This window comes from Nostoc mirabile CHAB5784, assembly GCF_020829645.1.
Classification (GTDB): domain Bacteria; phylum Cyanobacteriota; class Cyanobacteriia; order Cyanobacteriales; family Nostocaceae; genus Nostoc; species Nostoc mirabile.
In genome coordinates, this window is sequence record NZ_JAIVFS010000012.1 from 85830 (window position 1) to 107906 (window position 22077).

19 protein-coding genes and 1 CRISPR repeat array are annotated in these 22077 nt (G+C 41.5%); of the genes, 11 read left to right on the top strand and 8 right to left on the bottom strand.

From position 1 onward, the window contains the following. Positions 1-42: 42 nt before the first annotated feature. The 3 genes from LC653_RS11015 to LC653_RS11025 all read right to left on the bottom strand — a co-directional run bounded on the left by LC653_RS11015 (position 43) and on the right by LC653_RS11025 (position 1873). Positions 43-348 (bottom strand): hypothetical protein, encoded by a 306-nt coding sequence (locus LC653_RS11015; protein WP_229494516.1) that lies wholly within the window; start codon positions 346-348, stop codon positions 43-45. Positions 349-631: 283 nt separating this feature from the next. After that, positions 632-1072 carry a hypothetical protein gene (locus LC653_RS11020; RefSeq protein ID WP_229494517.1) on the bottom strand — a complete coding sequence of 147 codons (441 nt, stop codon included), beginning with the start codon at positions 1070-1072 and terminating at the stop codon, positions 632-634. Positions 1073-1198: 126 nt separating this feature from the next. Then, entirely contained in the window at positions 1199-1873 is a 675-nt protein-coding gene (locus LC653_RS11025) for a carbonic anhydrase (RefSeq protein ID WP_229494518.1), read from the bottom strand. Between the two features lie 386 nt (positions 1874-2259). On the opposite strand from LC653_RS11025, the gene aroA reads away from it, so the two are divergent. From aroA to LC653_RS11045, 4 genes are all read left to right on the top strand, one after another. Then, a complete protein-coding gene (gene aroA, locus LC653_RS11030; RefSeq protein WP_229494519.1) occupies positions 2260-3540 on the top strand; it encodes a 3-phosphoshikimate 1-carboxyvinyltransferase in 1281 nt (426 codons plus the stop codon). Between the two features lie 556 nt (positions 3541-4096). After that, positions 4097-4762, top strand: a complete 666-nt coding sequence (locus tag LC653_RS11035; protein WP_229494520.1) for a fatty acid desaturase family protein — start codon at positions 4097-4099, stop codon at positions 4760-4762. Positions 4763-5059: 297 nt separating this feature from the next. Continuing rightward, positions 5060-5608, top strand: a complete 549-nt coding sequence (locus LC653_RS11040; RefSeq protein ID WP_229494521.1) for a PEP-CTERM sorting domain-containing protein — start codon at positions 5060-5062, stop codon at positions 5606-5608. Positions 5609-5834: 226 nt separating this feature from the next. After that, positions 5835-7424: an alkaline phosphatase D family protein gene (locus tag LC653_RS11045; RefSeq protein WP_229494522.1), complete on the top strand. Its 1590-nt coding sequence runs from the start codon at positions 5835-5837 to the stop codon at positions 7422-7424. 509 nt (positions 7425-7933) lie between these two features. Here the strand turns inward: LC653_RS11045 and LC653_RS11050 are convergent. Then, positions 7934-10792, bottom strand: a complete 2859-nt coding sequence (locus LC653_RS11050; RefSeq protein WP_372478158.1) for an esterase-like activity of phytase family protein — start codon at positions 10790-10792, stop codon at positions 7934-7936. Between the two features lie 723 nt (positions 10793-11515). Between LC653_RS11050 and LC653_RS11055 the strand changes: the two genes are divergently transcribed. Beyond that, a complete protein-coding gene (locus LC653_RS11055; RefSeq protein ID WP_012407782.1) occupies positions 11516-11695 on the top strand; it encodes a CAB/ELIP/HLIP family chlorophyll-binding protein in 180 nt (59 codons plus the stop codon). Between the two features lie 433 nt (positions 11696-12128). Next, positions 12129-12452 (top strand): hypothetical protein, encoded by a 324-nt coding sequence (locus LC653_RS11060; protein WP_229494524.1) that lies wholly within the window; start codon positions 12129-12131, stop codon positions 12450-12452. A 302-nt stretch (positions 12453-12754) separates the two neighbouring features. Continuing rightward, a CRISPR array of direct repeats spans positions 12755-13075; the repeat unit is 37 nt; unit sequence ATTGCAATTACCTAAAATCCCTATTAGGGATTGAAAC. 275 nt (positions 13076-13350) lie between these two features. Here LC653_RS11060 and LC653_RS11065 read toward each other — a convergent pair. The 3 genes from LC653_RS11065 to LC653_RS11075 all read right to left on the bottom strand — a co-directional run bounded on the left by LC653_RS11065 (position 13351) and on the right by LC653_RS11075 (position 14536). Continuing rightward, positions 13351-13599 (bottom strand): hypothetical protein, encoded by a 249-nt coding sequence (locus LC653_RS11065; RefSeq protein WP_229494525.1) that lies wholly within the window; start codon positions 13597-13599, stop codon positions 13351-13353. A gap of 31 nt (positions 13600-13630) precedes the next feature. Beyond that, a complete protein-coding gene (locus tag LC653_RS11070) occupies positions 13631-13894 on the bottom strand; it encodes a hypothetical protein (RefSeq protein WP_100902524.1) in 264 nt (87 codons plus the stop codon). 486 nt (positions 13895-14380) lie between these two features. Next, positions 14381-14536, bottom strand: coding sequence for a hypothetical protein (locus LC653_RS11075; RefSeq protein ID WP_229494526.1), 156 nt, complete (start codon positions 14534-14536; stop codon positions 14381-14383). Between the two features lie 37 nt (positions 14537-14573). On the opposite strand from LC653_RS11075, the gene LC653_RS11080 reads away from it, so the two are divergent. Continuing rightward, the gene (locus tag LC653_RS11080; RefSeq protein WP_372478159.1) at positions 14574-15215 is read left to right on the top strand and encodes a glutathione S-transferase family protein; all 642 of its coding nucleotides are present in this window, start codon (positions 14574-14576) and stop codon (positions 15213-15215) included. A 31-nt stretch (positions 15216-15246) separates the two neighbouring features. Here LC653_RS11080 and LC653_RS11085 read toward each other — a convergent pair whose 3' ends face one another. Beyond that, positions 15247-16278 (bottom strand): VOC family protein, encoded by a 1032-nt coding sequence (locus LC653_RS11085; protein ID WP_229494528.1) that lies wholly within the window; start codon positions 16276-16278, stop codon positions 15247-15249. Between the two features lie 330 nt (positions 16279-16608). Between LC653_RS11085 and LC653_RS11090 the strand changes: the two genes are divergently transcribed. The 4 genes from LC653_RS11090 (at position 16609) to LC653_RS11105 (ending at position 21928) form a co-directional block, all read left to right on the top strand. Further along, positions 16609-17232, top strand: coding sequence for a DUF3859 domain-containing protein (locus LC653_RS11090; RefSeq protein WP_229494529.1), 624 nt, complete (start codon positions 16609-16611; stop codon positions 17230-17232). Positions 17233-17237: 5 nt separating this feature from the next. Continuing rightward, on the top strand, positions 17238-19202 hold the full coding sequence (locus LC653_RS11095; protein ID WP_229494530.1) for an asparagine synthetase B family protein: 1965 nt from the start codon (positions 17238-17240) through the stop codon (positions 19200-19202). 43 nt (positions 19203-19245) lie between these two features. Further along, positions 19246-20562, top strand: a complete 1317-nt coding sequence (locus tag LC653_RS11100) for a diaminopimelate decarboxylase family protein (RefSeq protein WP_229494531.1) — start codon at positions 19246-19248, stop codon at positions 20560-20562. Between the two features lie 169 nt (positions 20563-20731). Next, positions 20732-21928, top strand: a complete 1197-nt coding sequence (locus LC653_RS11105; protein WP_308189072.1) for a toprim domain-containing protein — start codon at positions 20732-20734, stop codon at positions 21926-21928. The last annotated feature ends 149 nt before the right edge of the window (positions 21929-22077 follow it).

Genomic DNA, 22077 nt, shown 5'->3' on the forward strand with positions numbered 1-22077 from the left:
ACGAGTTGACAGGGATAGCAGTTTTTAGCTATAGCTTGTCTCTTAGCTAACAAAATCTTTGTGGGCAGTGACAAGCATCTGAGCCTGCCTTAAAACGTTTCCGAATAAATAAAAAGGAATCTGCCAAGCTGCAACGGTAACTTCTTTGACAATATCTTGTACACTAATTGCGATTAATTCATGCTCTGGCGGCTCACCCTCAACTGTACCAGACCAAGTAAAAGCTAATAAGAAATCATCGTCTCCAGGCAAGGATGCAATTAAGCATTCTTCTGGTGTTGGCTGGCAAATAATACCATGATCATTTGCAAGTTCTACTAGTCTTTGAAATTTGTTTACGTTCGTCATTTGTCCTTGGGATGTAATTGAATTTCAGTTTTAGAAAAAATCATATTTTTATCCCCATAACTCAACTTAGTTGGTTCATACCATAAATTACGAATTACGAATTACGAATTATTAAGGAGTTATTGGAGTTGGATCAGGCTTAAGTCCAAAATCTTAGCGCGATCGCCTGCTTCTATCAGCAACAATTGCTACTGTTTTCAAAAAACCTAGACTACCTACTTTTTCGGTTAACCGTATTTATATACACCTCCTTTGTTACCATTTGAATATTGATGTCCTAATGTTACCCAGGCTGACACAATGCATTAAGAATTGCGTAGACGCCTAGCGGCTTGCCGTCAGACATCGCTTTTAGGGGAACAGCTGTAAACCGAAGCAGAAAAAGATGCTCGTCAAGATTAGACTGTTGGATCACCTTGGCATAGATGTGTTCTTCTTCTGTAGCCAGTTTTAGCTCATTCAATAACTTGAGTTTGATATTACTCAAGAGTTCTAAAAAATGTGGCGATTTCTGCTGACAAGACGCTGGGCGTTTACGCAATTGCGCCCCTTTTTGCGAGAGGCTAATCAATGCTCCTATAAATACTATTCCCACTGCATATTTTCCCTGCAAAATAGTGTATTTCACAGGTACTTCTTGATTAAGGATGACTATTGTTTCATCATCTTGAGGCAAGAATAAATTATATTTACTGCCAATGCCACAAATTTCACAAATTGTCACAAGATGTTTAACATTTTTGAGGGGTCTAAGTCCCTCGCTTCTAAATCGCGACAAGTTTTGCGGTGGGGTTAAAATCCCTATTGCAAAACTTAATTACGAATTACGAATTACGAATTACGAATTATTTTAATCTGATGGTAATCGGGTCAGGAGATTAGGTACAGGAAAAGGGCGGTTTTCCAAAATTTTAAACTTACTAACACTTGCATCATAAGCAAAGACTTCACCAGTTTCTATTTCATAAATCCAGGCATGAAGGGTAAGTTGATTACTATGTAGTTTAGAGCGGATTATTGGGTATGTTTCTAGATTTTCTATCTGAGTTAATACATTTTGCTCAATTGCAATTTTTAATAGTTTATCGCTAGGATAATCCTTATAGTTGTCTAACACAAGGCGGCGAGTAGCTTCACCGTAATGCTTTAACCAGTCGTAAACTAAAGGCATTTGTTGAGCCAGGCTACCTATTTGTAATAGCCCTTTCATTGCTCCACAGTGAGAATGACCACAGATGACAATAACTTTAATATTAAAACCTTGGACAGCATATTCTATGCCTGCTCCTTCGCTATTATTCTGCGTTCCATAAGCAGGAATTATATTACCAATATTACGGATAACAAATAATTCTCCTGGTTGACTTTGAGTAATTAAACATGGATCGATGCGCGAGTCAGAGCAAGTGATGAATAATACTTCCGGGTTCTGAGCCTGGGAGAGTTGTTCAAACAACTCCCGATGTGTAAGAAAATAGTTGTCATGAAACTCATTTAGACCTTCAATTATACGTGTAATAGACATAGTTCAATTTTTCTCATTAAAAATATATTATATTTACTTTACATTCACTCTGTAACTCAGTGATTTTACGCAGATAAACTCCTGGCATTAAATTCCTCTTTAAGCTCCTTACTCTGTGTTCTCTGCGCCTCTGCGGTTAAATCAATCACTTTTAAACCGCAGAGGCGCAGAGAGCGCTGAGAAAAAACAATCTTATTTTACGAGTCACCTTGAAAGGGGCAGTCCTAATTTAGGCAAAACTGAATAGTATTTGAAGATTTTTTGTAGTCTATATAAGTGACAAGAGATGACATTTGCTCTATGAAAATGTCCCCCCCTGCCCCTTTTGGTCAGAATATGGCAATAATATATAAAGTTGTAGCTAACCGCCTACGTAGAGGTTTAACGTGGATACCATTGCAATTCCTGCTCTAAATCGACCAGTGGATGCCACGGTAGAAATTCCCGGTTCTAAAAGTCTTACCAATCGGGCGTTGCTTGTCGCAGCTTTGGCACAAGGTGACTCCGTTTTAGAAAATGCCTTATTTAGTGAAGACAGCGAGTATTTTGCCAAATGCGTAGAGCAATTAGGCATTCCCATTACACTGAATTCTCATCTGGCACAAATCCAAGTGGCGGGAAGAGGAGGCGACATCCCAGCGAAACAGGCAAATTTATTTGTCGGTTTGGCAGGCACAGCAGCACGGTTTATCTCGGCGCTGGTGGCATTGGGTAACGGCGAATATCGTCTAGATGGCGTTCCCCGAATGCGAGAACGGCCGATGGGTGACATGCTGACGGTGCTGGAAGCAGGGGGAGCAACCATTAACTTTGAAGGAAACTCCGGCTTTATGCCCTACACCGTCTATAGTCGGCAATTCGCTGGCGGAAATTTTCGGTTGAAAGCTAACCAAACAAGTCAGCAACTTTCGGCATTGCTGATGATTGCGCCTTATGCTCAACAAGATACGAACATTGAGGTTGAGGGGACATTAGTTTCTCAATCTTACGTCAAAATGACCTGTCGTCTGATGGCGGATTTTGGCGTTGAGGTGATTCAAATCGGCGATAATCAATTTCAGATTAAAGCGGGTCAACGTTACCAAGCTCGACATTACACAGTAGAACCCGATGCGTCAAATGCTTCTTACTTTTTTGCCGCCGCTGCTGTCACGGGTGGACGGGTGCGCGTCAAACATTTGACCAAACAATCTTGTCAGGGTGATATTCTGTGGCTGAACGTTTTAGAACAGATGGGTTGCCAAATTAAAGATTCGGATGATTACACCGAAGTGACGGGGCCGAAGCAATTGCAAGGCATCGACATTGATATGAATGATATATCAGATTTGGTGCAAACATTAGGAGCGATCGCGCCCTTTGCCAGTTCACCAATTACTATTCGTAACGTGGAACATATTCGCTATAAGGAAACCGACCGGATTAAAGCTGTGGTTACAGAGTTGCGTCGGCTAGGAGTCAAGGTTGAAGAATTTCCAGATAGACTAAAAATTGAGCCTGGCCCCATTACCCCAGCGGCGATTGAAACCTATCACGATCATCGAATGGCGATGGCTTTTGCTGTCACTGGCTTGAAGGTTCCAGGGATTGTAATTAAAGATCCTGGCTGTACAGCGAAAACCTTTCCAGATTACTTTACCCGATTCTTCCAAATGTTAGAACAATAAAAGACTAGTACCGCAAGGTGGAAGTCACGCATTCACGCATAATTGTATTCCGAGCTTCTTGCGCCATTTGAAATGGTATGTTTATTTCCGCGCCCGCTATACTAGAACAACAAAATTTACTCAATTGCTGGAAAACAGAAGTAATATTATGTCCGCTTGATTACTTATTAAACCCGAAGAACCCCACCCCCAACCCCTCCCCGCTCTTCGGGAGGGGAGACAAAGCACAGCTTTGGCGGGGTGGGGTTCTTTTATTATGGGTAATTTGGCGGACATGATATAACTTCATAGGCAAGAAAAGATTGTTTTTCATTCTTTTCTTGCTCAAGAACTGCTTCCCTTGCCCGTCTGCTCGTGCTTCTCTAGTTAAGTTTTGCATCGGCCTATCTCTCCATCCTCTTTTTTTGGCGAGCAGTTATCTTTTGGAATGTCTTAGTATAGAATTTCACAAGTCCGTAAAGCATATTAAGAAAGACTTTGTGTTTCTCTGCGTTTAAAAACGCTACGATTTACCGCAAAACTGTATTTAGTTCAATTCTCTACGTGACAATGATTTATGAAGGTTAGTACTGATCAAACACTGATTCACCAGAAAATATATGCTAAAGAATTACGTTCTCTCATTCCACCTGAAGCATTTATCCCAGATCCAAGTAAGTTAGTTATCTTGTTCATTAATCTGACAATTTTGATACTAGGCTGGATGATAGCGGCTCGGTTAGATTGTTGGTCGCCATCTCTTTTATGGCTTTATCTTCCTCTAAGCATCATTATGGGTAATAGCGTGGTTGCCTTACTATTTAGCACCCACGATCTGATGCATGGTAGCGTGATTAAAAACGCCCGGTTAACCTATATCATTAGCTTTATAGGGCTAACAATGTTGTGGATGCCACCAACATTGTGGAAAGCAGTTCATAACCGAGTACATCATAATCACACTAATGATTTGGGCGATCCGGATCGCAATTACTTATATGAACAGTCTTCAACCTGGGGAAAATGGATTCAGGATTTATTTGTGCCTTCTAGTGAAGTTAATCCTATATGGTTCACAGTAGGATTGACTTCAGCTTGGGGAGTACATACTTTTCGCAATCTGATATCTGTGCTATTTTTCAATCGTGAATCCGTCGATTATGTTCCTGCTGCATTTACAGTATACAGAATTGGTATAACAAGAAAGTCGCGGACTGATAGCGTAGCGTTAGCGATAGCGTAGCGTTAGCGTTAGCGTTAGCGAGGAACGAGCGTCGGAACGAGCATCTTGATTCTGACTTCTGAATTCTGATTTCTGAATTCTTCTTCAATTTTACCTCTGATTAAAGTATGCTTAAACTCCTGATTCTAAAATAGGATAAATCCAATTAATTGGAGACTTATTTATTTTTATTAGAAAGGTATAAAACATTGATTTTATCAATTTTCTAATTAGTAATAAATATCTCTTTGAGAAATAAGTATTTCTATACCTTTCAGTGTGCATTGGTTATAGAAGTTTATGTTGAGGAAAACTGAGATGAAATTGGTTCCACAATTAGTGCTTGCTGCTGCTAGTCTTACTTTAGCCCTTGTTACTGTAAATGCAAAATCTGTATCTGCTGCAATTATTAATTACGCTTTCACAGTTGAGAGCATGGTAAATAAGGGAAATGGCTTTTTTAGCTTTGATGACTCAACTTTCAGTAATGAAGTTAATCCCGTAGCCGCCATTAAGTCACTCTCTTTCCAATTGGAGGATGATACCGTTTACACTGAACAAGATGATACCAAATATCCAGATTTTCCTCTTGTCTTTCCAGCCACATCTTCAACAGGACAAACATATTTTGCATTAGATTATTTATTCAATGATAAATCTAATCCTTCTAGTTCTATTAGTTACGAAATCATCGGTGAGGATTTGACAATTTTCTCTAGAAATTCTCCAGATGCTGAACCCATATCTGGTAGGGTTTCGTATACACAAGTACCTGAACCTACACCTTTAGTTGGCGCTCTTTTTGCTTGTAACCTTGGCTGGATGATGAAGAGAAAAGTTGCATCAATGAAAAAGGTTAAAGTCTAGCCTTGGTTAAGTTGATATTAACGCTTTCTTTGCCCAGAATTAATCTCTTATTAGTAGGCTTTGATGTAGCAAAACAACATCTAACACAATGATACTAAGATAAAAATTGGGAATTAAAACCTGATTTTGATAAGGGAATTATTTACGAAGTTTGTTTACGATTACCCTGCCTTCTTCGTGTTAGCTGTTGCTGTGCTTCAACTTACCTGTTAGCCAGGAGTAGAGAATGGTAGATTACCGGAATTTTGAACAGTTCCTGCACAGTCGAATGAAACGACGCAACTTAATTATCGGGGCAGGAGCATTGTCTGGTTTAGCGATCGCTAACCAATTTTCTCCTCAAAGAGCAATCGCCACAAGCAGATTTTCCAATTATCCTTTCACTTTAGGTGTAGCATCGGGTGAACCATATCCTACCAGCGTAGTGATCTGGACTCGTCTCGCTCCTGAACCCTTAGACGGAGGTGGAATGCCACCTGTAAACGTGCCAATTCGCTGGGAAGTGGCAACTGATCCCGACATGAGGCGCATTGTCTCCAGAGGTACGGTACTGGCAACTCCAGAACTAGCTCATTCAGTTCGAGTTGTGGTAGAAGGACTGCAATCTGATACTTGGTACTGGTATCGGTTTCTTGTCGGCCAAGACGCTAGCCCCATTGGTCGCACTCGTACAGCGCCTTTAGCAAATAGTTACTTAAGTAAATTTAACTTTGCCCTTGTTTCTTGTCAGCACTATGAGCAGGGGTACTATACTGCCTACAAATATCTGGCCAAAGAAGACCTCAGCCTAGTAGTGCATGTTGGCGATTACATCTACGAAGGGGGAATCACAGAAGATCGCCCTAGAAAACACAATGGTTCAGAAATTTTTACTTTAGAAGATTACCGCAACCGTCACGCCCTCTATAAAACCGATACTAACCTGCAAGCAGCTCATGCAGCCTTTCCCTGGATTGTCACCTGGGATGACCATGAAGTAGAAAACAACTACGCCAACGACATCTCCCAAGTTGATACTGAACCAGATCAGGATCGGGCAATTTTCCTGCAACGGCGGGCTGTTGCTTATCAAGCTTACTACGAACACATGCCACTGCGCCCCTTCTCGCGTCCCGTTGGCCCCGATATGCAACTTTACCGTCGGCTCTCCTTTGGCAACTTAGCTACGTTCCATGTTTTAGATACCCGCCAATATCGCACCGATCAGCCCTGTGATGATGGCACTAAAGAACGTTGCCCGGAAAATTTAGATCCGAATGCAACTATTACCGGTAAGGCGCAGGAGAATTGGTTATTTGATGGTTTAAATAGTTCACAGTCCAAGTGGAATGTTTTGGCGCAGCAGGTTCCGATTGCTCAAAGAGATATGACACCAAGAGAAGGCGGAACTTACAGCATGGATAAATGGGATGGTTATGTGGCTTCGCGCGATCGCCTCATGGCTTTCCTCGGACAGCGCCAGCCCTCTAATCCAGTATCCTTGGCAGGTGATGTGCATTCCCACTGGGCGATGAACCTGAAGGCTAACTTTGATAACCCAGAATCAGCCACAGTTGGTAGTGAATTCGTCTGTTCCTCAATTAGCTCCGGTGGCGATGGATCAGACACTACCCCCGCAGTTGAAGCTTACTTACCTGATAACCCACACATTAAGTTTTTCAACGGTCAACGGGGATATGTTCGCTGTGCGCTGACTCCCACAACTTGGAAGACAGATTATTTAGTTTTATCAAACGTCACAACCCCATCTGGCACCATTAGTAAACGGGCTTCATTTGTGGTTGAAGATGGTCGTCCAGAAATACAACAAGCCTAATTGTTTAATTCCCAGGTATTAACACCAGTTAACAATTCAAAATTCACGCATTCAAAATTCAAACATTTTAGACATTTTCAGATGGGGATTTAAACCCCAACTGAAACTGCGCTACGTGTAATGGTTGGGGTCTTAAACCCTTTAATTTCCGATAATCACAGATATAAACAGTTAAACCATCAGTATTTATCTGTTTGTATCTGTGTTTTCATTTTCAGAAAATTGACTTTTGCGAAAAGTTTAATCTGTGCAGAACAAAATTTTGTTGAGAGCGATCGCTGAAATAGCGAAAGCGGTTAATAAGCTGATATGCATCTAAATTATATAAACATTCTTTATAATCGTTGACGGTTGACGGTTGACGGTTATCGGTCATCAGTCAACGGTCAACAGTCATCAGGTAGCTGTACGCCCCTACCCATATATTTGTATCAGCTATTTAGTGAAATGGTATAAAATAGGGTTTAAAAAATTACGTGCGTTTACCCTGCATTTGAAACCCTGACTGTCTAAACAATATTTTTGCTTAAATTAACTTGCACAATCACATCATTAAAATCTCGATCGCCACCATTGACTAAATCTTCAAAACCAAAGATATTACTTCCTAACAGGCGAAGATGATCCACTTTGTCAGTGTTAGCACCCAAAAAGGGGAAGTAAACTTCTGGGTCGTTACTAAAATTAGTATCTAACACTGCATCGGGTCTGCCATCAACAATTATAAATGGTGCAAAGATAGAACCAGGTGTTAAACTGCCGATGTAAGTAGCCGTACCTTGGTTATTAACTGTCAGTTCAATGCCAGCAATACGCCCACGAACTGCTGCTTGAGTATAACCAGCCTCTCCGGGGAGAATATCAGGTTGGCTATCGCCATTAGTATCAATACCACCATTCTCATTCACTACTTGATAGAAGCCAACAAAGTTATTAAAAGCAGCTTCTCTATTCACCACAAAATCAGCTTTAACCAATTCCGTGACACCTCGTAAATCAATCAGTTCTCCCTGTTGTTGGGTTTGCAGATTTACACCAAGAGGTAAAGGTTGATTTGTGGACTCAATCTTTACAACCAAATTCTGAAAGTTATTGGTGTTAGTAGCTGTATCCTGCCAAGCTAAAGAGAAGCCCTCAGTACCAAAGTCTGTAATTTTTAGGGTTGTGGGATCAGAAAATAGTACATCTGTTGTTGGGGTAGTTTGAGCATTGACAGCATCGGTTGAGTTATTGCGTACTAAGTAAAATCTCAAGCTGTCACCAGAGTTTAATTCCAGCTGTTGTGTCAGATTTGTGCTATTAAAACCATTAGGAAGATTGGCAATGACGGAGAAAATTACTTTGGCTCGGTTAAGCGCTGCTTGCGTGTAAGCTGATGCGCCTGGGGCTATACCACCGATTCTACCTTGAGCATCATCGACGATAAAAAACCCTAGTTCATTGACCAAGCTAGAATTTTGTCCCGTCACAGTTACTTGAAGTCTTGCTTTGTCATTATTACTTTTGATAGTAAAAATATCATTGTCAGCATTCTTTGCTAAAGGTATGTCGTTATCGGTGATGCCAACGTTAACTGAGCTAATAGCAATGCCATTATAATTAGCATCGTTACTTATAGCTGTGTGCTGGATGGTGTTGCTGTGATTTCCTTCTACTAGGGCATCATTTACAGCTGCTACCGTTATATTTTGGGCGACGTTCCAGTTTTGAGTAGTGAAGATTAGCTGATTCGGATTAGTTGTGGTTTGTGTGCCAGGATTAATATTGATAGTGACATTATCTGTAGGCTGGCTAGTGAGAACAACTGTGTAACTATCAGTTGCACCTCCTTCGGTAACATTGGTGCTATCTTCTGTTTGGGTGATAGTTGCACCGATAGGGTTTACCTCGCTGATGCCAACGTTAACTGAGCTAATAGCAATGCCGTTATAATTAGCATCGTTACTTATAGCTGTGTGCTGGATGGTGTTGCTGTGATTTCCTTCTACTAGGGCATCATTTACAGCTGCTACCGTTATATTTTGGGCGACGTTCCAGTTTTGAGTAGTGAAGATTAGCTGATTCGGATTAGTTGTGGTTTGTGTGCCAGGATTAATATTGATAGTGACATTATCTGTAGGCTGGCTAGTGAGAACAACTGTGTAACTATCAGTTGCACCTCCTTCGGTAACATTGGTGCTATCTTCTGTTTGGGTGATAGTTACACCGATGGGATTTACCTCTGCACTTAAAGTCAGAATTTGGGTTGGTCTAGGCCCCAACGCTCCGAAATTATCGTCACTGACCAAAACAATCGACTGACGACCGTCTGGTAATGTGGGGCCAAAAGCCAAACCCTCTATATTGTCGATGAGTATATTTAAATTATTTTGATTGAGGTTTAATAACAGCCGCTTGTGGGCTGGTTGAATAGCTGAAATCTTTACTGGTATAGAATTAAGATTACTGATATCTGTAGCCCCTTGTAGGCTCACTTCATAGAGTTTAATTGTGTAACCAGTACCAGAAACGCCAGCCGAGAAAGAACGCTCTAATGCTAATAATGTACCTCGGTTATCAATTGCCAGTAAATCTACTAAACCATTAAGAGCAAAGGGCGTTGCGGGCTTTGGTGGCTCTGCTACTGGCTCAGTGATATATAAGTATTCTTTTTCTGTCTGTCCAGTCACCAAATTGTATTGCAGAATGCGAGAACGAGAGCCTGTGTCGAGTGTAGCAATCTGCCCATCTTGGATTAGAGCATTCTCTACCCCTGTGTATAGGGTGTGTTGGTCGGGGGTGATAGTCAAACTTTCAAAGGCTAAGTTATCACGAACACCTGAAATTTGTGTATCACCTGTATTGATTGCCCCGCTCTTGTCAGTATCATCTACTACAGGCAAAAACTTCTGCGGTATGAGTAGCGATCGCAATTCCTTCCCTGTAGATAAGTTAAACTCTTTAATAAAGGGGTAAATAACACTACCTGCGTTAATGTTAACTTCGCCTTCAGAAGAGATAAAGACTGTAGCATTCTCTGTAAGAGCAAAACCTTCTGGGTTCAGGCTGTTACTACTAAAAAAATGACCGTTTATATCTTTTAAAGGAGTGGCATTGGTAAAAGTGACTTGGGGTGTGGAAATGCCAGTCAGGTTAGCAGTAAAAGTATAAAAACGAGCTAATCCATTGCTATCAGAGCGAGCATCGGAAAGAGAGTAGTAAACATTATTAGCCACATCGTAAACAACACCAGATAGACCACCTAGAGGTGTTTGATTTCCGTTAACCGTTCCTGCTGCACTAGTGGAAAGGGAGTTTGGAGAGAATAATTGTTGTCCCTCAAGTTTTACATCAAGAACGGTTTTAGCTGTTTGAGAGTTATTGGACACCATATTTTAGCTTTCAGGTCAATATAGACTTGGTATATATGAGCGAATTTGCCAGAAATCATTACTGGGTGCGAATTAACAACAATAAAAAACCAATGAATAATTTTGACAACAACTTACTAGCTGACCGAGAGTAGAGCTAGTATAAAATCAAGCACTAACTTAACGTTAAGTAACGCGATCGTCAATTGCTATGGGTGTGATTATTGCAACGATTTATGAAAAATTTCCTGTTTGGCAATCGGGGCAAACGCATCACAATACTACTCGGTTAAGGACAAAATTAGGCTGAAATCCTCGAAATATCCTTGTCTATAATCTTCAAAAGAGGCTTAACTGAGCAGTATTGGGCAGATTCTAATCAAACGCAGTTTAACTCGCTAATTACTGCGATCGCCACAAAACTGAATTAACTCAAGTTACCTTTTCGCTTTATTTTGGGAATTCTAAAGAATCTTTCCTATAGCACAAACCACGCTAGTTTTCCATTCATCCCAGTGATGCTGCTATATGAGCAAGGAATACCAGAATCTTTGCTACAGATGATCGCAAAATTTGAGAAAGCACTTTTACTCTAAAAGGTAAATGGAAATGAAACAATGTCGAGCAGATTTTTCTTCAGCTTTTCTTTATTCACTCAATTTTGCATTTTTTTAAACATCTGTTACATTACTTTACAGACAGTTACAACTGCTACAACACTTGAAATTTGGAGTTTTACTGATGACAGGTTTTAAGAATCCTGCGCCTATTGTTTCAGAAGATCCTAATGCTGTGCGTTTTGGCTTCACTCCTCAGAGTGAAAACTGGAACGGTCGTCTTGCGATGATTGGTTTTTTATCTGCCATTTTGATTGAAGCTTTTTCTGGTCAAGGCTTACTCCATTTCTGGGGCATCCTCTAAATTGATCATAGTAGGGGCACACGCCTGTGCATTGGTGTCAACTTAAGTCAGAGAGCTTCATTCCACAGTCATTTTACCCCACACACCAGATGCTCCACTTGGGGAGACCCCTTGGCGCTAGCCTCTCCCTGGCTCCCCAAAATCTCCCCTCACCGTTCCCGGGGAGGGGAGATTTTGTCGTTAGACAAAAGCGGGGTGGGGTGACGACGGCTTAATTAGTAATTGAGTGAACTTGATATAACGTCATTGCAAGGGTTTCACGTTAAGTTGACACCTATGACGGCTGTGGTCCCCTACTGTTCATATTCCATGCAAGTCATTCATTTCTAACCTATGGCAGTTGTTGGAATTGGTGCAAAATATGAGATTTTTCCGGTTGAGCGAAAATATAAGTGAATAATTACTTTACATTGAATATGTATAGCTAAAACTCATGGAAATACCCCAACGCGTATCAGTCCGCTACAAAGACGCGTCCTTCAACAGTAATGAAATCCGTTTGAGAACTTTTCGGCTTGGGTTACAAATATGGGAAGAACAAACCAAACCTAGAAAAACAGAGCTTTATCAGTTTATATCGTCTTGCTTGAAACAAGTTGACCGCCAAGATCGTTTTATGTTTTCTCTGCTGTTCATAGAATTAACAGACCTCATACGCAATTCTTCGCTGGAAAGGGGAACGAAAGAGGTTTTGATTAAAACAGCTTTTACGGAGTTTGCTTGTGCCATAACAGACTTTGAAGACGTTGCCAAGTAAGGTTGGTCAGCCAACCTAATCAAGTAGGATATTTATAAGTAAGCAGCTTTTCCATTAGATTAGTTTTTTCGCTGAATGCGCGGATGCGTAGGTGTTCGGGAAGGGGTGACTACAAAAATGGCTGAATTGCCCTATATGCAAGAACTTGAGAGCGTTAGCATTTCTAAACCATCCGCGCACCTTATGGGGACTAGTTTTCAGCCATTTGCCTCTAGCCAAATCACAACTCCTCGTGTTATGATTTTTCCATTCGCGCAACCGAACCTTCAAAACCAAATAGAGCAAGACTTTCAGAAGCCAGCATTGCAATTACCTAAAATCCCTATTAGGGATTGAAACTTCAAAACTGTTTTGCCCTCTCCAGAACAACTCAATTGCAATTACCTAAAATCCCTATTAGGGATTGAAACATCACTCCCCACTAATAGAACAAAACCGATAAATTGCAATTACCTAAAATCCCTATTAGGGATTGAAACGATTGGCGGCTATTTTGTAAATCTGTACTTGATAATATTGCAATTACCTAAAATCCCTATTAGGGATTGAAACAAGCAGTACCATTTTTAATCAACAATGCGGATAAATTGCAATTACCTAAAATCCCTATTAGGGATTGAAAGTGTCAGCTACATCTTGCTGGGAAGCGATCGCTTGTTGGGAAACTGACAATACTTGCCATCGCTGCTGTTTTAACCCACATTCCGCAGGTGCGTAGGCTAGCAAAAACCGCAGGCATCGCAAATGCTGTATTTTGGAAAATGGCACAAAGATTGAACGCGAAGGCTTGAACAAGAGGAGCGATACCTGCGACGGACAACTCTTGGAGAAGCTACGCGATCGCATCCTATCAACAAAGTAAAATCCCCACACTTGAGGCAGGGACTACAGGCTTACTCTAAGCAGCTATTAATACAAAGTTAACTAAATACAGAGTTTCATTAATTCGTAGTGAATTAAATTTGGCAATACCCTGCAATACCAATGCGTCGGCTAACAATGCCAATGCGTCGGCTAACAATGCCAATGCGTCGGCTAACAATGCCAATGCGTCGGCTAACAATGCCAATGCGTCGGCTAACAATGCCAATGCGTCGGCTAACAATGCCAATGTGTCGGCTGACAATGCCAATGTGTTCCCCTGCATTAAAAACGCTACGCTTTTATGCAAAACTGTACTAAGATACTTTCGGTTGCTGCCATAGAATGAGTTTCAATTCAGAGCAGTAGTAACCCCCACCACTAATTTCTCCTTCGTGGTCAGCTAGCCAATCATAAATTTGTGTAGCTTTTGCTAATGCCACTTTTTCTGATCGATACAGCCGAGGAGTAGGGCAGTAGGCTTGGCCATTGATGTGTATAGCTGCAATCTGCCAATAATCGCTCTCTGGTACAACTTCTAAAAACCCGTTACTGTAAGGCTGGATTATTCCTATGTTCATCTACAACCATCAAACTTTAAAATGAAGACCATAACAAAGTCGATACCAGCTAGTTCTTCGGAGTCAAAGCTGGAATCACCAGGGAATGCAGTAGCAACCCCTGTTAATGATTGTGGGTTCGTAGTCAATGAAAATCTGAATTATTGGTCACTTTTTGGCTTGATTCCGTTATTGGCAGCAATAATGGCAAGAGGAATACGCACAAATATAGTAGTCTGTCAAGCTAACTTTGCTGGAATAACGAACCGCAGAGGCACAGAGAACACAGAGAAAAAGAGAGAAAGATTCTAAGCTGTTACGCATTTAACTTGTACATTTACCTGATGACTGTTGACCGTTGACTGATGAGCGATAACCGTCAACCGTCAACGATTATAAAGAATGTTTATATAATTTAGATGCATATCAGCTTAAAACTTGGTTTACTAAACATTGTTGACTTGACAGACCACTAAGCTAAATTACCGAAAAGTTGGGTCTAAAGCCTCACCCTAAAGAATTCAAAGAAGTCAAAATTGCCATTCCAGCGATCGCCACTTGATTCATCTGGAAACTGCCAATCGCTTGATCTACACTAAGACGCAAGACAAACCACCAGATAGATGAAGAGTGGGGGAACTGATGATAAGTTGAGATGAGCAAAAGCTCCTATCAACCCGATTGTGAAAAAGTAGCTATTATGATCGTTGTCCATCATCTCAACAACTCGCGATCGCAGCGTGTGCTATGGCTGCTTGAAGAATTAGGTATAGAATACGAGATTAAGTTCTACGAACGCGATGAAAAGACGATGCTGGCACCAACATCGCTGCGTGAAGTCCATCCACTTGGCAAGTCACCAGTAATCACAGATGGAGAAGAGACTGTTGCTGAGTCGGGTGCTATTATCGAATACATAGTGAGTCGCTACGGCAATGGTCGGCTAATCCCGCCATCCGGTACGTCAGAGCGTCTGCGCTATACGTATTGGCTGCATTACGCTGAAGGATCTGCAATGCCACCTCTAGTGATGAACCTCGTCTTCAACCGTTTTGCTACAGGAGACACCAGCGTAAACGAAGGATTTATCGCACCCCAGATCAAGCTTCACTTTGACTACATAGAAGGTGAACTTGGTAAGAGTACGTGGTTTGTAGGCGAAGAATTTACTGCCGCCGATATCCAAATGAGCTTTCCTCTGGAAATAGTCGCTATGGAAGCTGAACTCATCTCAAGCCGACCAAAGATTAAGCAATTTATCGAGCGCATCCATGCACGACCTGCTTACGAACGCGCCCTTGAACGTGGAGGCAAATACGACTTCGCCAACAGCATTCAATAATTCTCCAACAGTTCTTGATTTGGGGGAGACGTTATTTACCTTCTAGCAAAGTCCAGAAGTAGCCATCTGGCGCAACGAAGGAAAAACTCGTCTCACCAAACTCATTAATAATGATGTCTGTAACTTTTTGTACAGTACTTGCTTTGATGCGATCGCAATACTCCTCTATTCCCTTTACGCGATATGTATATAAAGACATACCCAAGCTACCTGGTTGGGCAGCTTCAAAGCGCGATTCCAAATTAATAGATTCTGGGAATCGAATGATGTAAAGTCTACCACTACGTGCAGCCATCAGGTCAGACTTAGAAGAACGGGGATCATCAAAAGTCGTGACAATAAACTTTTCACCAGGGTTAAGGTCAAAAATATCTTTACCTGCTGGTGAAGATTCATAGCTAGTTTCAACATCATCACGCACACGCAGCAAACCCAAAACTTCTTCATAAAACTTCAGCGTTTCTTTGCTGTCATCTTGAACTATGATTCCCAGGTGGGTAAACTGACTAGTCTTGAGAGCAGCATTATGGTTAACTTGTCCGTAATGCGGTAGTGTATAGCCAAACCGTTGAAATAAAACCTGTCGAGCTAAGGGTTGTAGTAGCAGCATTTCTCGTACACCAACTGCTGGCTCAATAAAAGGACGGCTTTTCCTCTCTTTGTTATAGATGACTTCCCAATAAGGGTTAGTGTACCTAATAGGCAAACCTGCCGCTTTTGCATCCTCTATATGATTTAAAATACTTAAAACATCTGCCGTTAAGCTTGTCGCCCAGCGATTTCCCTTAATTTTCATTGACGCTATTCCCAAACCTTCATGGGTGGGGTTTTGCCAAAGCATTAGCCGAATCAAACCATGATCTGCATTTTGGTGGTAGAGGCGGATTGAGCGTAAAGATGAATTCACCCCATATAATTGATTGGCTACATCTGCGGTTAATTCACCCATTTCACCAATGCGATAGCCAAATTGCTCCCAATACTGAATTGCAGAAATTGCCTCTGGGATGCCGATACAGACTTCATAGATACCTTCAATTGCCGTTTGTTGTTCTTGAGTCATATCAATTTTGGATTTTAGATTGGTTCAAAATAAATAAAGCTTTCGGAAAGATATCTTAGAAAGAATCCGAAAAGCAACAACTTAATTTTGTAGCTTATGATGTACCTACAAAAGTGATATCATGTCCGCCAAGTTACCCATAATAAAAGAACCCCACCCCCAACCCCTCCCCGCAAGCGGGGAGGGGAGCGTTTGCGTCAGCAAATGCGGGGTGGGGTTCCGGGTATTATGCTTAATTGCCCGGACATCATATGAGATGTCTAATATAAATTTCTTCTGATTGCACGTAATCAACGATCGCCATAAAGTTTTTTTAACAGGAGTTAAGCTATGACGCAGCAACTGACTCAAGAGCAATTATCACAAATAGTTACAGAAGTAGAAGGTCTGCAAGTGCGTCGGGAAGCGGAATTAGACCAACAGCAGATTAGAGAAATTTTACAGGAGTTAAATTTACCGCCAGAGTTATTGGATGAAGCGCTGATTCAGTTAAATCGCCGCCAAGCACTGGAAATACAACAACGCCGGAATCGATGGATTACTTCTGGAGTTGTGGCAGTTGTAGTGGTGGTCATTGCATCTACAATATTTTTCATGCAGCAGCAGAATTCTACACTCTCTCGTGTTTCTGCTCAACAAGACCGCATCACCTTGGTGCAAAATAGTGGCGGTGACTTGAAGACAATTTCCCGTCAAACCAATCCAGAAATTTCTTACCGTGTCACTTTAAAGGATGCACCCTTGGGTAAAAAGCTGGCTCTCTCTTGTAATTGGATTGACCCAAGTGGTCAAATTGTCAAGCAAAACAACTATCAAACCCGCGAAATTAATACGTCTGTCTGGGATACCCAGTGTCGCTACATTATTAATCCTGCTGCAACTGTTGGCAATTGGAAGGTGCAGATGTTCTTGGAAGGTCGGCAGATTAGTGATGAAACCTTTGAAGTTAAATAGTCCAGATGGGCAACATCCCGCATCACTTTCTTGGTTATTGGGGTTACGGCGCTCAACACGAGTTGGAAGCGCTGTTAAGTAGTGTTCTGGAAAACCTCTCTCCAAACCTCTCCCCTAAAAGGGGAGAGGCTTTGAATTTTCCCCCTTCCCGCCACGGGTTGGGGGTTAGGGGGTTAGGTCTGAAAAGCGAGTTATCTCCACAGGAAAATTATCCTCTTCCCATCTGGAATGTTGTTTATATAGGACTTGATGGAAATTCCTCAGCACGACAAAATCAGGACTTACACGCTGAACACCTGAAATCTAGATCCCCCCTAACCCCCCTTAAAAAAGGGGGAACCTTGAAAGCCCCCTTTTTAAGGGGGTTGGGGGATCTCTTCTGCGTAAGTCCTAATAATCAAGTTGCTGCTATCTCTGCATCAGGATTATTCAGTTTACCCGATGCTTGGGTGAGTCTACAGGAAAACAACAGCCTAATTTTGGGTAGAGAACCTTTCGGAAAGATGCCTTTGTATTGGACTCAACAAGGACAAGTGATCTGGTTTGCATCTCAACTGCAACTACTCTTACCGATTTTGCAACAGTCAGAAGTTAGCATTTCTGGATTATATGGCTATAGCTGTTTTTCTTACGTTCCAACACCCTTAACCCCTGTTAATGGAGTGTTTGCAGTGACGGCGGGAACTGAATTAGTTTGGCAGAGTGATTGTCAATCAGGTAAGCTGCGATCGCCTGAATCTAAGAACATCCACTCGTGGCGGGAAGCCTCAGAACATTTAACAGATGAAGCTACAGCAATTACCGAATTGCAAACTCTTCTTAAAGACTCGATTGAGCGACAAATTGCCGATTTAAAGGATGAGCCTGTTGGGGTGTTGCTCTCTGGCGGACTCGATTCTTCAGTGGTGGCGGGGCTGCTGGTGCAAGCAGGGGTGAAAGTCCGCGCCTACACTTTAGATTTCGGTGAGGCAGGCATTCCAGAATATCCATACTCTGAACAAGTCGCCCAGTTTCTCAAAATTCCACTGATTAAAGTTGCAATAACCCCAAGTTCGATCAAGAATGCCCTAATTCCTACTGTGCAAGCATTGGATTTGCCCTTTGGAGATGGCGTGTGTGTTCCGTTGTATCTCCTATCTCAGAGGGCGAGTCAGGAAACTCAGGTGATTTTTAACGGCGAAGGGGGAGATCAATTATTTGCCGGTTGGACGAACAAACCTTTAATTGCCGCAGGTGTTTATCAAGCAGAAAATCCCGCCGGACAGGAAACTTTTATCCAGCAATATCTCCGCACCTTTCACCGTCTTGGGGGATACGAATCTCAAGTTTATCAGCCAGAGGTCTATGCACAAATCCAAAATTTGCATCCTGAAGATTGGCTATTGGCGGCTCTCGATCGCAATGAGTGTCCATCTTTGCTACATCGCTTGCGCCGCGCCAGTCTGATGCTCAAAGGGGCACAGAATATCCATCCCCGTGCGACTGCATTGGGGTTTGCTCATGGATTATGGGTGCGATCGCCTTTTTGTGATTTACCTTTAGCAGAATGGACATTCCGCCTATCTGGAGAACTCTGTTTGCAGGGAGCCTGTGAAAAATATATCCTCAAGCGGGCTGTAGAAAATTGGCTCCCGCCGGAAATTGTCTGGCGACAAAAGCGGGGTATGGGGGTTCCCTTAACTTCTTGGTGTTTAAATGATTTTTGGCATCAACTGGGCATTTGGCTCAATCCTGAGATACTTCGTGCCAACAATCACTTTTATCCTGACATCGCGGCACAAATCGTTGAAGGCAAACTAGGAGCAGCTATTCAAGGACGGCGAATTGGTGAGACTCTCTGGTTACTGATTATGTGGCAACTTTGGCGATCGCATGTTTTAAATGAAAAACTAAGTAAACATTCCTGGGATCATCCGTTTTGGTTACCTCGTTGGCTATGGAGAAATTACAAGATAATTCGTAATTCGTAATTCGTAATTCGTAATTGATATAGGGAGAAAATAAGTTTAAGTTATGGAGAACAAGAAATTTTATGACTTTCAAAATTCCCTTAGTCCGCCATTTTCTTGGGAACAGGCGCAGGAGTTAATAAATACTTACGGTTCTCCGCTTTATGTTTATAATGGCGATCGCTTGGACGAAACTATTGAGGGGATTACCAAAGCAGTCAGCTATCCGCGCACACAATTTCGTTTTGCCAGTGTTACCAATGGCAACATTGCGCTGTTAAAAATTTTTCGCTCATTTGGATGGGGACTTCACGCCAATACGCCAGGAGATATTTACCTGGGATTGCAAGCTGGTTTCGATCCTAGTGAGGTTGTTTATAGCGGTAGTAATTTGAATCGGACTGAGATGCTACAAGTCTTGAATTGGGGAGTTACAACTCTCAATTTTGATAGTCTGGCTCAGTTGCAGTTGTGCTGCGAAGTTTTGCCCAAAAGCAGAGAGAAATATATTCGCCTGGGTTTACGCCTCAATTTGCCAGAAATTACGGGAGATAGCCGCATTGGTGTACGTCCTGAAGAATTTGGTGATGCGATCGCTTTAACTGGTGAGGTTGGACTAAAGCTGAGTGGTTTACACTTCTATCGAGGAACTGGAACTAATGCCACAACTGCTTTTACCCAGGTAATTGATACAGTAATCGCCACAGCCCAACAGTTACCAGATTGGGAATATTTAGATTTTGGTGGTGGTTTTGGCTACCCATATCATCACAATAAAACAGCCTTTGCCTGGGAAATATTTGGGGCTGAGTTAACCAAGAGAATTACTCGTTTAGGACGGGAAATTGATTTGGTAATTGAACCGGGACGAAGTGCGATCGCCGGATGTGCCACGTTGCTTGCTCAAGTTGTTTCTGTGAAATGGCAAGGAGAAAAACAGATTGTTGGAGTTGATACCACCGTTGCTAATCTTTCAGTACCCTCAGTACACGGCGGCTACCGAGAAATTATCACTTGGAAGCAAGCAAATAAATCCCCCACTCCCCACTCCTGTACAGACACGATTAATCGCATCTCTTGTACAGACGCGATTAATCGCGTCTCCCTATTCAAAACTGATATTTGTGGTAACACCACCTATTCACGAGATTACCTGGGGAAAAATTGCCAACTCCCAGCGTTAGAAATTGGTGATATCGTTGCCATTCTAGATGTCGGTGCTTATGGTTATGCCATGTCGTCTCATTTTTTACACCGCCCCAAACCTGCGGAAGTCTTGCTAGAAAATTGCACACATCGCCTAATTCGCCAACGAGAAGACTACAGTGTTTTATTAACAAATCAAATGCTTGATAGTTCCCCCCTTAAAAAGGGGGGTTAGGGGGGATCAAGTCTGCTCTGAACCGTATTGACTAACAATTAATAACTAACATCCAACAACCATTATGAAATGTATTAACTGCGGAACTGACAATAAATTAAAAGACCGGACAGCTAATCAAGGTCGGTGTATAAAATGCAATCATCCCTTTGCTTTTGAACCGACTAGTATGAGTAATGTTAAGATTACTGACCCTATGTTTGCAAAGGCGATCGCTGATATTTCTGCAAATCACACCTTATTTTTTACACCCAAGCAACTGCTTTATTTATTAGATAATCGGATAAAAGCCAAGTCTGCTTCAATATTTGGTTTGTTGTTTATATATTTATTTTTTAATATTTGGGCACCAGGGTTCATAGGTGGATTTGCTTCTTTCTTGTTTGGTGCTAATTCTTTCATGATAGTATCTATTCTATTTAATATATGCTTCATCTTATATTTATATACAAAATCCACATCAAACAAAACAAACATTAAGTCTCGCAAAGAATATGCTAGATGCTTACAAATAATAGGAGGCATAATTCTTGCTGTAGGAATTTATGCTGCTTTAATTATATATAACTCGTTTAGTCTATTTGTCATCGCCGTTCTTCTAGGAATGTTATCAATATACTTTGGAACTCGACAGCTACGACCAACTAAATTTCCACAGGAGTTTTTATTTTCTCAAAATGATTTTCAAGGTTGGCTAGATCGTTGGCAGCAAATCAATGGTTCAATTCTCAAAATTCTTCCTTCTCCAAACCAGGAAAATAGACCAGCCACGGTTAATCCTGATGTGACTGTTTACAGTTTTGATAGATTAGTCGTTTGTGATACTGCTACTATTGCTCAACTATTAATTGCTAATAATTTTCACTTTGAAAATAACTGTGCAATTCTCAGCATTACTGGATATCCTCAAAGCATTTTTGACACCACAATGCAAATGCTCCGCCGCAATCCCGATTTGAAAGTCTATGCAATACATGATTGCAATCCACGAGGAATTGGTTTAGTTCATAATTTGAGAACCAATGCTAACTGGTTTCTCAATAGCGAGATTGTAATTATTGATATCGGATTAACGCCACGTCAAATTATCGCTACTAAACGCGGAATGTTCATTCAATCCTCTCCAGAGTCGGCGCAAGCAGCTAAACAATTGCCTGAAGAAGTTCGTCAAAGTTTATCTGCTGAAGAACTAGCATGGTTAGAATCTGGAAACTTTGTAGAATTGGAATCTTTCACTGCCCAAAGAATAATTAAAGTTCTGCAAAAGGGTATTGCTGGCAGTCAAAATTTAGAAAGTGATGACAGTAGCTTGCTTTTAGTGGGGGATACAGGAAATGATATGTATATTGTTCAAAGTTTTGGTTGATATAGCCAGTGCATCCCCAATGTGCAAAATGCCCATCATACCAATTTTAAAAATGATTGCGACAGATGGACAGAGAAAACCCAGATACACTAAGCGGTTTCCAATCCAAAATCCCAAATCTAAAATCCAAAATGGTATCAGATTGGAAG